The following is a 13,065-nucleotide window of genomic DNA, read 5'->3' as shown; positions in this document are numbered from 1 at the left end:
AGGTTGACGATGGGTTCCAGCACTAAATGGCGGCGCCGGGCGGATCAGCTGATTACGCTGATCGACGAAGCGCTGAACAAGCAAGTCAATGCCATCCTCCACCATCCCGATTTTCAGGCGATGGAGGCGAGATGGCGTGGCCTTGCCATGCTCGTGCGCGAGGCAAGCCGCAGCGGCGAGGTCAAGGTCAAGCTTCTCGGCGTAAGCTGGGGCGAGCTCACGCGGAGCATGGAGCGTGCCAGCGACTTCGACCAAAGCCACCTCTTCGAACTGATCTATAGCCGCGAGTTCGGCATGCCGGGCGGCGAACCCTTCGGTCTGCTGGTCGGCGACTATTATCTTTCCCCGGCCGATCCGGCCGGCGGTGATCCGGTCAGCACGCTGTCGCAGATCGGCATGGTGGCCGCCGCCGCCTTCTGCCCCTTCGTCGCAGGTGCTGCGCCGCTGGCGATCGGGCTTGAAGACTTTCACGAGCTGAACCGGGTCAACGACTTTTCCTGGCTTGCCAATGAGACGGCCCGCATCCGCTGGAACGGTCTCCGCGCGCGTGAGGATTCGCGTTTCCTCGGACTTGTCGCGCCGCGTATCCTGATGCGCGCGCCGCTGACGCCTCATGCACGCAATCGCCACGATGGCTTTCCCTTCCGCGAAAGCATTTCCGCCGACGGCAGTTCGCTTCTCTGGGGCAACGCCGCTTTCGCATTTGCGACCGTCGTCATCCGAAATTTCATCGATTCCGGCTGGTTCGCGGATATCCGCGGCGTCACGCAGGACGCTGTCGACGGCGGCCTGCTAAGTGCAGCGGAACTGCCGCCCTATGATTTCGGCACCGAAAGCAACGGACTATCCGCCCAGGCGCCAGTGGAAATCCATCTTACCAGCGGCCAGGAGCAGCAGCTCTGCGATCTCGGTATCATCCCTGCCGCGACGACCTATCTCTCCGCTTCGGCGATTTTCAATTCCAATCAGTCCCTGCATGCGCCGCCGCACTATTCCAACGAGCATGCGCGCCAGAACGCCCGCCTCGCCGCGATGCTGCAATATGTGCTCTGCGCGTCGCGCTTCTCGCATTATCTCAAAGTGATCATGCGCGACGAAATCGGCCAGCTTTCGGATGCGATCTCGATCGAGCGGAAGCTGGCGGATTGGCTGACCGCCTATACACTCGGCAACGACGATGCCGACATCGCGCTACGCACACGCTTTCCCCTGCGCTCGGCCGGCATCGGCGTCGCCGAGATTCCGGGCAAGCCCGGCAGCTTCTCCTGCACCGTCCGGCTGCAGCCGCATTTCCAGCTCGATGACGTTGCCACGAGCTTCCATCTCATCGCCGAGACCGCGACCACCGGCCAGATCCTGAGCCGCCCCGTTGCCATACCCGAGAGGATGTCCGCATGACGCTTTCCGCCAGCATCGCCCAATCGCTCAGCGACGACGCCCTCGATGACGCGATCGAGGAGGTCAAGGCGTATCTGAAGGTCAAGCCTTCGGATCAGGAGGCGCGGCATCTCTATATCGATCTTCTCGTGCTTGCCGGTGACTACCAGCGTGCGGACAATCAGTGCAGCCTTGCTGCCACCCTCTCTCCCGACGCGACGATGGGATTCGCATTGCTGCGCAACGAGCTTCGGGCGATGGCGGCGCGCGACGCCTGGTTCGAGAGCAGCGCCCTGCCGGAATTTCCACAGGGGCCGAGCGAACTCGACAAGCTCGCCGTCCGCCTCGGCATCGCCCATCACGACGGGGATGCGGATGAGGCGAGAACCACGCTCGATGCACTCGAGAACCTCAGGGGTGAGCGCCGGCTGATCTGGAACGGCAAGGCCGTCTCCGATTTCCGCGATCTCGACGACCGCACGCCGCATGCTCTCGAAGTCATCATGACCGGCGGCGGCTATCTCTGGATCGATTTTTCCAAGATCGCAGCTCTCTCGATAGAGCCGATTGCCCGTCCGCGCGATCTGGCCTTCCGCCGCGCCGAGCTCTCCCTGATCGACGGCGCTGCCGCGTCGGTGCTTCTGCCTGCGGTCTATCATGGCACCGGCAAGGATGAGACGCTCAGGCTGGGCCGCGAGACCGAATGGATCGAGGAGACGACCGGCATCACCACCGGCCGCGGCCAGCGCTGCTACCTCGCCGGCGACGAACTGGTTTCATTCCATGACACCCAAAGTCTGGAGATCGTGCCGGCAGCGGCTGCCGGCAGGCAGGTTGCGCATGGTTGATCCCCTCGAACGCTACCGGTCGCGCGACCGCGTCCTTGCCCGCTCGATCCTCGACAGGCTGATCGACGAGGCTCCGGATCGCGGCGCCGATCCGCCGATGAGCTTCGTCGATCAGGTCCGCGACGTCAGGGAGGCGATCCGCCGCGATCTCGAAGCGCTGCTCAACACGCGGCGCTGCCCGACGACTCCACCGGCGGCACTTTCCGAACTCAGGGACGCCCTGGCGAGCTACGGCGTCGACGGCATCGTCTCGGCAAATCTGATGACCGACCAGGCCAAGCTGAAGCTGGCGCAAGCGATCGAGAGGCGGATTGCGCTTTTCGAAACGCGGCTGTCCGATGTGCGGGTGACGATCCTCAAGAGCCGGACGATGACCGAACGGGCGCTGCGCATGCGCATCCAGGCGACCTTCCGCCTGCATGAAGGCATGCCGCCGATCAGCTTCGAGTCGACCATCGATCCCTCGACCCAGCGCTTCCTCGTGGAGGCGGCGCATGGCTGAAGGTTTCCTTCATCGCTACAATGAGGAATTGCTGGCACTCCGCCGCCGCGCCGCGCGCTTTGCGGATGCCTTCCCGAAGATCGCCGGCCGCCTGCGCATGACCGGCGACGTCGCCGACGACCCGCATGTGGAGCGCCTGATCCAGAGTTTCGCCTATTCGGCCGCCCGCGTCCGCCAGAAGCTGGACGACGAGTTTCCCGAACTCACCGACGGCCTGCTCGAAACCCTTTATCCCCATTATCTCTCGCCGCTCCCCTCGATGAGCATCGTGAAGTTCCGGTCGAGCGATACGCTCGCCTCGGTCCAGACCGTGCCGCGCCACACCGAAGTCCTGGCCGAGCCGGTGCGAGGGGAAGCCTGCCGCTTCCGCACCACGCAGAATGTCGAGATGGCGCCGATCGAAATCACCGGTGCTATCCTTTCCGGCCAGCCGATCAATGCGCCGCTTTCTCCCTATGCCGGCGTTGCCGGTTGCCTCAGGCTGTCCATCCGCAGTCTCGATGCCCGAACGCCCGTCGGCAGCCTCGGCATGAGCCGCCTGCGCCTGCACATTCCGTCCCCCTGGCAGCAGGCGGTGGCGATCTATGAGCTGCTTGCCAACCACACCCTCGGCATCGCACTTGCCAAACATGCGGACGACCGTTCGCCGGTCTTCCTGCCGGCGGGGAATCTCAAACCGGTCGGCTTCGAGCCTGAAGAGGCCATGCTGCCCTATCCGGCGCCGAGCTTCACCGGCTACCGGCTGCTGACCGAGTTTTTCGCTTTGCCGCGCAAATTTCTGTTTCTCGACGTCGAAGGGCTCGATGCCTGGCGGGGGGAGACGCTGGAGCTCTTCGTCTACCTCAGGGAAAGCGACGCCAAGCTCGAACGTGCGATCTCGGTCCGCGACTTCGCGCTCAATGCGACGCCCGTCGTCAATCTCTTCCGCCAGGTCTGCGAGCCGATTGCCATCGACGGCACCCGCACGGAATACCGTCTTCTGCCTGATGCACGGCGCCAGAAGACCCGCGAGATTTATTCGATCGACCGCGTTCTCCTGACCGGATCACGCGGCCAGGAGGAATTCTGCCAGCCGTTCTTCGGACGGTCGCAACGGGCAGGCACGAGCGCGACCTACTGGCAGGCCTATCGCCGTTTCGACGAAGACGACAGAACCAGCGACATGGACATCGCCTTCGTCGACAGGCAGCGCCGTTCTTCAGGTCCTGTCGATGCGGTCGCAAGCGTCGATACGCTCTGCCTCAACCGCGACCTGCCGGAACAGCTTCCCTTCGGCGGCGGCCATCCATTCCTGCAGCTCGCTTCCGGCCATGAGGCTGTCGCCAGCGTCGAAGCCCTGATCCCGCCGACGCCGTCGGTCAGGATGAACGATCAGGAAGGGCGGAACTGGCGGCTGATGTCGCATCTCATCCTCAATCACCTGTCGCTCTTCGACAATGACGGTGCGGCGCTGAAGGATATCCTGTCGCTCTACGCCTTCCGGGACAGCCCCGAGACCAAACAATTCGTCGATGCGCTCGTCAGCATCAAGGCGGGCACTTCGACCGCCCGTCTCGGCAGCGGCGGCATGGTGCCCGGCACCGAGATCGCGCTTGAATTCGATCCGTCCGCCATCGACCGGCCCTCGGCCTTCCTGTTCGGCAGCGTGCTCGACCGCTTCTTCAGTCTCTACACCTCGGTCAACAGCTTCACCCGGCTCACCATTGGGATGAAGGGGCAATCGAGGCCGATCGCCCGGTGGCCGGCACGTGCCGCCGAACGCCCGCTTCTCTAAGGAAGGATCGCTAGCCAACCATGGATCTCCTCGTCGCCCGCAAGCCAGACGCCCTTGCCGATCTGCTCGAACGCGACCCCGGCCGCTTCGAGCCGGTGACGGCCTTTCGCGTCGCGCAGGCTTCGGTGGAGGAAGGGCGGCTTGATGTCGCCTCCCATGTCGGCGTCTCGCCGGCGCCTCTTGCCGTCAGCGGGTACAAGCGCAAGGGCGGCGGTGCCGCCGTCCGCAGTGCGCTTGCCGGTCTCGTCGGGGCGATCGGCTCCATGCCGTCGACCTACAACGACCTCGTCATGCGCGAGGAGCGGAACAGGTCGCGGGCGCTGGCGGGCTTCTTCGACCTGTTCAGCGCGCGGATGGCGGAACTTTTCGCCGACGCCTGCGAGAAATACCGCATCGCCAGGCGGCTGCGCTGGGGCGGCAGATGGGCAAACAACGCCTTCGTCACCACGCTGCTGTCACTCACCGGCTTCGGCACCAAGCGCCTCGTCGAAAAGAGCGGCGTCGACGAGGAGTTGATCCTGCGTTTTTCGGGCTTCTTCGCCGCACGCAACCGCAATGCCGTCAATCTCCGCGCCATGCTCTGCGAATTCAGCGGCCTGCCGGTGGAGATCGAATTGTTCCGTGGTCGCTGGCTGACCATCCCGGAGGCGGAGCGCAGCCGCATGGGCCAGCCGCAGTGCGTCCAGCTTGGCGTCAATGCGACGGCAGGTGCTGCGATCCACGATTTCAGCGGCGGCTTTCGCATTGTCATCGGTCCACTCGGTTATGCCGATTACCTCTCGCTCGCGCCGGGCGGCCGCGCCATCACCGAGCTCTTCGCCCTGACGCGGCTCTATGTCGGCGCGGCGCTCGAATTCGACATACAGGCCATCCTGAAGAAGGAGGATGTTCCCTTCTGCCAGCTCGGACAGCCGGGCGATCCGCCGCGCTTGGGCTGGAACAGTTGGGCGAGGGTCGCGCCGGCTGCAAGCGACAGCGGCGATGCGGTGATCGTCGAGCGCCTGTCGGTTCAGGCGCGGTGAGGAGGCGAGGATGCGGCTTGAACTGAAAGAGATCACTAGTGACGCGACCGCGCCATCGGGCCAGTCGAAATGGTTCTTCGAACGCGGCCGGCGAACGCTCGGCCGGGCACCGGATTGCGACTGGCGGCTGCCGGAGGATCGGCGCTCCGTTTCGAAGCTCCACTGCATCATCGAGCGCGACCGCGAAGGCTTCCTGCTGCGCGACCAGAGCGCGAACGGATCCCGGGTCGACGGCGTCGCCGTGCATGAGGGCCAGATCGTGCGACTTTCCGACCGGTCGCGGCTGGAGGTGGGCGGACTTGCCTTTTCCGTCCACATATCAGGCGATAAGGACCGCGAGATCGGGGATCCCGATGCCGCTCTCCTGCTGAGCGACGAACCGCTGACCATCTCAGCAATCCTGGCCGATATCGCCCCGGGCGGTCATACCGCAAACGGCATCCTTGGCGAGCGTGCGGTCGATGATTGGGGCGTTCCCGAAAAAGCCGGGAAAAAGGGAGCGGCCTCATCCCGCAATGTCGAGATCGGCTGGAGCGGCCCTCCGGAGATCCGCTCAGTCACCCAGTTTCTGCCGGAGGACTGGAATTCGGAGGAGACCGAATATGGCAGCCACCTGGAACATGGTTCCGCTACCCATGTTTCCGTGCCTCTCGCTCAACGCCAGCCGGCGCCACTGATCGAGATCGTCAACGACAATGATCCACAGCCGGAGCCGGAGCTGGAGAAGTTTCCGACGCTGACGATCGGCCGGCCCGAAGCCTTCGCCGATCGCCTGGAGCCGCTGCTTGCCCGGCTCGAGGAGGCTGTCGAGAATAGCTATGCCGTTTTCGATATGAATGCGCCGTCCTCCGCCAACGAGCCGGATTTCCTGGCCGGCAGCAGAGAGGAAGCGCTTCTTGCCCGCATCGAGACCCTGCTCGGGCAGCAGCTGAAGCTCAATTCCGCGCTCGAGGCTCTCGTTCAGGCGGCAGGCCGGCTGGAGCCGCGCGTCCTGGAGGCGCGGGTCGAGACAGGCGCCTGGCGCCTGCCCTGGCGCCGGGACCAGGCCTATTGGCGGGCTTACCGGGCACAATTCGAAACGGACGGCAAGAGCCGATCGATCCATGACGTTTTCCGCCACGCAATGTCGGGGGCGGTGAACGGCATGCAGGCAGGGTCTCGTCCGCACGACGGGCAGGAAGGAAAAGACGCGCATCATGAGAAATGAAAACCGGGTGGCCTGGAGCGAAGGCATGTTCCTTCGCGTGCAGCATTTCCAGCAGGCGGACCGTTGGACCGAGCGGCTCGTGCGCACCGCGACGCACGGCCTGTCGCCCTATCCCTGGGGGGTAGCGGAGATCGGCATCGACCGCGGCGCATTGGCGATCGGCCAATTCGCGCTGTCGAACCTGCGCGGCGTGTTGCCGGATGGAACGCCGTTCGAAGCCCCGATCGATACGGACCTGCCGCCATCGCTCGATCTCGACGAGAACACCAAGAATGCAATCGTCTATTTGGCGCTTCCCGCCCGCCAGCCGGGCAAGGCCGATGTGGCGCTGAACGGCGGTGCCGCACGCAACAGCGTCCGCCTCGTCGCCTCGCCCTACGAAGCACCCGATGCCAATGTCGAGACCGACTTCATGGCACCGATCGATGTCGGCCGCCTCAGCCTGCGTTATCTCAGGACCGGCGATGAACTCGCCGGCTACGAGCTCATCGGGCTTGCCCGCATCATCGAGGTGCGCTCCGACAGGGCCGTGATCCTCGATCCGGACTATATCGTGCCGAGCCTCAACTGCACGGCCGCGGGCCGGCTGAACGAATTGATCACCGAATTGCTCGGCATCGTGCGCCATCGCGCGGAGGCGATCGCCGAACGGATCGGCGATCCGACCATTCGAGGAACGGCAGAAGTCGGCGACTACCTGCTGCTACAGATGCTCAACCGCGCGGATCCGATGCTGAAACACATTTCGGCGAATGCGACACGCATCCACCCCATGGTCTTTTATGAGACCTGCATCCAGCTTGCCGGCGAGCTCGCCACCTTCACGACCGACCGCAAGCGCGCCAGCGACTTCCCGCCCTACCGCCACGACGACCTGAAGGCGACCTTCGCCGCCGTCTTCGACGACCTGCGCGCCTCGCTGTCGTCCGTGCTCGAACAGGCGGCCGTGGCGATCGAGCTGGCCGAACGCCGGCATGGCGTCAGGATCGGCACGATCAACGACCGTTCGCTGCTGAGGGATGCCGGCTTCGTGCTGGCGGTCCGGGCAGAGATGCCGGCCGAAGACGTGCGCCGCAAGCTGCCGGCGCAGATCAAGATCGGCCCGGTCGAGCGCATCGCCGACCTCGTCAACGTGGCGCTGCCGGGCATTCCCGTCCGGCCACTGCCGGTGCTGCCGCGCCAGCTCCCCTATCGCTCCGGCACCATCTATTTCGAACTCGACACCAAGAACCCGCTTTGGAAACAACTCGACACTTCCGGTGCTATCGCCGTGCATCTCGCCGGCGATTTCCCCGGGCTCGAAATAGAACTGTGGGCCCTTAGAGAATGAAGACCGAATCCGCCTCCACCTGGCAGAACCTGCCGACCATCGTCGAACTCACCGAGGACGGCTCTAGGAAAAAGCAATCCGCCCGCAAGATGGCGGAGATGCTGGATGACGTCCTCGACTTTCCCGAAAGTGAGGGAGGAAAGGCGCCGGCGGGATCACTTCCGAAGAGCGCAGCCTCCATCGAAACACTCGTCCGGGATTTTCGCTTCGGGGCCGATGACGTGCCGACGCTGGTGCGGTCCGCTGCACCGCTCCTCAACCTTGCCCATGCCCTGCGCTACACGGAGGAACAGCCCGAGATCGAGGCGTTGCGCCAGGTGGCGATCGAAGCCGTCGGCCGCTACGAGCGCGATCTGGCGAGCGCCCGTATCAGCCCCGAACGCGCACGTGCCGCCCATTACGTCGTCTGCGCGACGGTCGACGATGTCGTGCTCAGCAAGGCCTGGGGCGTTCGTGCCGGCTGGGCCCGCTCGGGACTCGTTTCCACCTTCCATATGGACGTGACCGGCGGCGAACGGGTATTCGACCTGCTCGACCATTTCCACCAGAGCCCCGGCGCCAACAAGGACCTGCTTCTCCTCATCTATCTCTGCCTGTCGCTTGCCTTCGAGGGGCGCACCCGCGTTTCACCGCGCGGTGGGCTGGAGCTTGGCCGCATCCGCGACAGCCTTTACAAGACGCTGCTTGGGCAATACGGCGTCTTCGAACGAGAGCTTTCTCCGCATTGGAAGGGTGTTTCGGCCCGCCACCAGCCGCTGCGCACCGCGGCCGCGATCTGGACGCTTCTTTCCCTTCTGACGCTGATCCTGGCGTTCGGCTACCTGTTCTTCACCCTCTCGCTCAATCGCGCCTCCGACGGAACGTTCGAGCGGCTTGCCAAGCTGCCGCCGCGCGATATGCCGAGCGTGCTGGTCAAGGTGCGGGAGCCTCCTCGGGAGCCGCCGCCTGTTGTCGTCGCCGAAACCCCGCCCCCACCCCCGCCGCCGCAAGTGAAGCCGCCGAGCCGGCTCGACAATCTGCTCGCCTTCCTCCAGCCGGAGGTCGAGAAGAAGCTGGTCACGCTCTCGGATTCGAATGGCAGGCTGCTGGTGCGGATCAGCAATTCCGGCCTGTTTGCCACCGGCAGCGCGGAGGTCAGCCAGAAATTCCACGATCTTCTCCAGCGGATCGGCGGCGCGCTGGCCGCAGAGAACTTCCGCGCCGTGGTGGTGGGTTATACCGACAATGTGCCGATCCGCACAGTGCAGTTTCCCTCCAACTGGCACCTTTCCGAAGCCCGCGCCAAGGCTGTCGGCGAAATCCTCAGTTCGTTCACCGGGCCGGGCGCGATCCTCACCGAGGGGCGTGCCGACACCGATCCGATCGCCGCCAACGATACGCCGGAGGGCCGGGAGATGAACCGCCGCACCGAGATCCTGGTCCTGACCGATCCGAGCGAGCGGCTGAACGATGCGGGTTTGACGACACCGCGTCAGGCCGACATGCCGGATGAACCGACGACGCCTGCCGCAGGAGGTGGTTCGCGATGAACCCGCTCAGTTACTTCTATACGCTCCGCTCTTATGTGGAGGCCTATGCCGGCCTCATCGGCCGCCGCTTCATCTCGATCATCTGGGTGGCGGCAATCTGTGTCGTCATCTGGTTCTACGGCTATCTCGCCGCCTATGGCGATTTCAAGCCGCTGGCGAGCACCAGCGCGCGGCTGACGCTGATCGGCATCATCCTCGCCGCCTGGCTCGCTTATCTCGTCTTCACGACCATCCGCGACCGCCGCCGCGACAAGCAGCTCGTCGAGGGTATCGAGCGGGACGCGGAAGCAGAAGCCGCGGCCAGCCAGCAGGCTGAGGTCGGCGAGATCCACGGTCGGCTCAAGGAAGCGCTGCAGCTGCTCCGCCGCATCACCAAGAAGCGCTTCGGCTATATCTACGAGCTGCCATGGTACGTCATCTTCGGCGCTCCGGGGTCCGGCAAGACGACGGCGCTCTCCAATTCGGGCCTCAAATTCCCGCTCGGCGATGCGCTTGGCAGCAATTCGGTGCAGGGGATCGGCGGTACGCGCAACTGCAACTGGTGGTTCACCGACGAGGCCATCCTCATCGATACGGCCGGCCGCTACACGACGCAGGACGATCTGAACGGCACCGCCAAGGCCGGCTGGGAGGGATTTCTCGGCCTGCTGCGCAAGTACCGGCGTTCGCAACCGATCAACGGCGCGCTGGTGACGCTGTCGATCGGTGATCTCCTGACGCGCGATCCGGAAGCGCAGCGCGAAGAGATCAGGGCGATCCGCCAGCGCCTTTCCGAACTTGATGAACTCCTGCATGCGCGCGTGCCGGTCTATCTGCTGCTGACCAAGGCCGATCTGCTGACCGGCTTCGTGGAGTTCTTCGACGGCTTCAACAAAAGTGACCGTGAACAGGTCTGGGGCACGACGTTCGGCCTCGACGAGAGCTACAAGGCGGCAAATCTGCCGGAACGCTTCATGGAGGAATTCACCCTGCTGCAGCAGCGCGTCGATACCATGCTGATCGAACGCCTGCAGCAGGAGCCCAATCCGGAATTGCGCGGCCGTATCTTCCGCTTTCCGGCCGAGCTCACCGCTTTGAAGGAGCGCCTGCACGAGGTCGTCACCGAGCTTTGCTCGGGTTCGAAGCTGGTGGAGGCGCCGCTGCTGCGCGGCATCTATTTCGCCTCCGGCACCCAGCGGGAGGAGACGGTCGCCGTCCCCCGCATGCGACGCAGCTATTTCCTCTCGCGGCTCTTCAAGGAGGTGATTTTCGGCGAGGCCTCGCTGGTCGCCCGCGACAAGCGGCTTTCGGGGCGGCAGTTGCTCTTCCGCCGCGCAGCCTATGCCGCCACGGTCCTGCTGCTTGCCGTGGTGCTGACGAGCTGGACGGCCACCTACATCCAGAACACCACGGCCCTGGCCGGCGCGGAAAGACGCATAGACGCCTACGAACAACTGGTGCGTGGCGTGCCGGTTCGCGACGTTTCGGATGCGGATTTCCTGCGCATCCTGCCGGCGCTCGACAATCTCGCCGCCGTCACCACCGACTTCTCGAAGACCCGCGTCTGGCCGATAAGCCTCGGCCTCGACCAGGAAGGCAAGGTCGCCAGCCGGCAGCGCGAGGCCTATCAGCGGGCGCTGAACACGCTGCTCCTGCCCCGCATGCTGGTGCAGCTCCAGAAGGATATGACCGAGACCACCGACGTCACCCGCACCTTCGACGCGTTGAAGCTCTACGGCATGCTTGGCGGGCTCGGCCCGGTGAATGCGGACTTCGCCGCGCTGGAAGCAGAAGACATGTTCACCAGGCTCTATCCCGACGAAGGCAGGGCCGCGGCCCGGCAGGCGCTGATTGCCCATGCCGATGTCATGGCGCGCGGCGCGCTGCCGCCGATCGAGCTCGACAAGGCGCTGATCGCCAAGGCGCGCGAGGTCATCCGCTCTGAGAACATCGCCAACCGCGCCTATGACATACTGGGGGAATATCGCGAGTCCCGCGCCCTTCCCGCCTGGAGTGCGGCAGGCGCGCTGGGGCCGCTCGGCGAACAGGCCTTCGAGCGGAAATCGAAGGCGCCGCTTAACGAAGGCATTCCCGGCCTCTTCTCCGCGACCGGCTACCGCACCGTCGTCCTGCCTGGGATCACCGACGCCGCGCGCGAGGCGCTCGACGAGCAATGGGTCCGCGGCGATCCCAATCCTGCCGGCGTCTCGGTCGATACAATCGCCCAGGCGACGCTGCAGCTTTACTTCGACGCTTTCGAGCAGCGCTGGTCGACGATCCTCACCGATATCAGGGTGAAGCCTTCCCAGACGATCGCCGATGCGGCGGAAACCACCCGCATCCTGGCGAGCAAGCCCGGTCCGGTCGAGACGATCACCAAATCGATCGTCGGTGCCACAGATCTGCGCGCACCCCGGGCGGAAATCGCCTCGGCCGGCGACAGCCTGCCCGCCTCGACCACGGCGCTTGCGAGTGCCGCGAATGCGCCCGATCCCTTCGGCCGTCTGCGCGAAGCCCTGAAGGCGCCGGCCGGCCAGTCGTCGCCGGCCGACCAGCCGAAGGATGCACCGCGATCCGAGATAGGGCAGCTCGAGCCGATCCTGCAGAAGGTCCAGGAGCAGCTTTCCCGCGCCACGACGTCGACCGCCGAAGTTGCGAAAGTCTTCGACGTTGACAGCCAGCTCACCGACGCCAACCAGGACCTGCTGCAGCAGGCCCGCAAGCTGCCGGCGCCGGTCGATAGCTGGATGGCGGGGTTGGCTGCGGATGTTGGATCGCTGGCGGTCAAATCCGCCCGTTCGCGTATCAGCGACGCCTGGGCGGCCGAAGGCGCAGGTTTCTGCTCGAATGTCGTCGCCGGTCGCTACCCCTTCGACCGGAAATCTCCGCGCGACGTGGCGATGAGCGATTTCATCAGGCTCTTTGGACCGGAGGGGCTGTTCAAGACCTTCTTCAAGGAAAAGCTCGAAGCCTTCGTCGACACCAGCGCCTCGCCATGGGGCTGGAAGGGCACGTTTGGTGCGGCGAGCATTCCGAGTGCGGCGATCGCCCAGTTCGAGAATGCTGACAAGATCAACCGCGCCTTCTTCCCGGCCGGCAGCGAGAATCCGTCGATATCAATCAACGTCAAGCCGGTATCGCTGACCGAGGCGGCCAGCGCCGTGATGCTGGAGATCGAGGGCGAACGCGTGGTCTATTTCCATGGCCCGATCCAATCGAAATCGATCACCTGGCCGTCGACGGACGCCAGCAACGTTTCGCGCCTCGCCTTCCAGCCGGGCGGCTGGCAGCAGGCCCTGACGGAGAACGGCGACTGGTCGCCCTTCCGGCTCTTCGACGATGCCAACCTCGCCATCCAGGGCGACGACCTCTTCCGGGCGAAGTTCCAGCAGAACGGCCAGGCGGCGGAGTTCGACGTGCAGTTCGGTTCCGTGCTCAATCCATTCCGGCTGGAGGCGCTCGGCGCCTTCTCATGCCCGGCACAATTCTGACCGGTC

9 protein-coding genes are annotated in these 13,065 nt (G+C 64.9%); all 9 read left to right on the top strand.

The annotated features are described in order from the left end of the window. Positions 1–9: 9 nt before the first annotated feature. From tssC to tssM, 9 genes are read left to right on the top strand one after another with little or no spacing between them, the layout of a single operon-like run. Positions 10–1,398 (top strand): type VI secretion system contractile sheath large subunit, encoded by a 1,389-nt coding sequence (tssC, locus tag ACD590_RS28385; RefSeq protein WP_439003910.1) that lies wholly within the window; start codon positions 10–12, stop codon positions 1,396–1,398. Beyond that, entirely contained in the window at positions 1,395–2,225 is an 831-nt protein-coding gene (locus tag ACD590_RS28380) for a type VI secretion system accessory protein TagJ (protein ID WP_439003909.1), read from the top strand. Before tssC ends, ACD590_RS28380 begins: the two co-directional genes overlap by 4 nt. After that, on the top strand, positions 2,218–2,727 hold the full coding sequence (gene tssE / locus ACD590_RS28375; protein WP_439003908.1) for a type VI secretion system baseplate subunit TssE: 510 nt from the start codon (positions 2,218–2,220) through the stop codon (positions 2,725–2,727). The genes ACD590_RS28380 and tssE overlap by 8 nt, the downstream gene beginning before the upstream one ends. Then, positions 2,720–4,501 carry a type VI secretion system baseplate subunit TssF gene (gene tssF / locus ACD590_RS28370; protein ID WP_439003907.1) on the top strand — a complete coding sequence of 594 codons (1,782 nt, stop codon included), beginning with the start codon at positions 2,720–2,722 and terminating at the stop codon, positions 4,499–4,501. The genes tssE and tssF overlap by 8 nt, the downstream gene beginning before the upstream one ends. 20 nt (positions 4,502–4,521) lie before the next feature. Next, positions 4,522–5,523: a type VI secretion system baseplate subunit TssG gene (gene tssG / locus ACD590_RS28365; RefSeq protein WP_439003906.1), complete on the top strand. Its 1,002-nt coding sequence runs from the start codon at positions 4,522–4,524 to the stop codon at positions 5,521–5,523. Between the two features lie 10 nt (positions 5,524–5,533). After that, positions 5,534–6,730 carry a type VI secretion system-associated FHA domain protein gene (locus tag ACD590_RS28360; protein WP_439003905.1) on the top strand — a complete coding sequence of 399 codons (1,197 nt, stop codon included), beginning with the start codon at positions 5,534–5,536 and terminating at the stop codon, positions 6,728–6,730. Continuing rightward, positions 6,720–8,060: a type VI secretion system baseplate subunit TssK gene (gene tssK, locus ACD590_RS28355; RefSeq protein ID WP_439003904.1), complete on the top strand. Its 1,341-nt coding sequence runs from the start codon at positions 6,720–6,722 to the stop codon at positions 8,058–8,060. Before ACD590_RS28360 ends, tssK begins: the two co-directional genes overlap by 11 nt. After that, on the top strand, positions 8,057–9,589 hold the full coding sequence (gene tssL, locus ACD590_RS28350; protein WP_439003903.1) for a type VI secretion system protein TssL, long form: 1,533 nt from the start codon (positions 8,057–8,059) through the stop codon (positions 9,587–9,589). Before tssK ends, tssL begins: the two co-directional genes overlap by 4 nt. Continuing rightward, positions 9,586–13,059, top strand: coding sequence for a type VI secretion system membrane subunit TssM (gene tssM, locus ACD590_RS28345; RefSeq protein WP_439003902.1), 3,474 nt, complete (start codon positions 9,586–9,588; stop codon positions 13,057–13,059). The genes tssL and tssM overlap by 4 nt, the downstream gene beginning before the upstream one ends. Positions 13,060–13,065: the final 6 nt, after the last annotated feature.

Origin of the sequence: Rhizobium sp. 862_C5_N1_2, from assembly GCF_051811205.1 — a bacterium.
Taxonomy (GTDB): domain Bacteria; phylum Pseudomonadota; class Alphaproteobacteria; order Rhizobiales; family Rhizobiaceae; genus Rhizobium; species Rhizobium leguminosarum.
The sequence above is the reverse complement of the archived record's forward strand: the minus strand, read 5'-3'. Positions and strand labels throughout refer to the sequence as shown.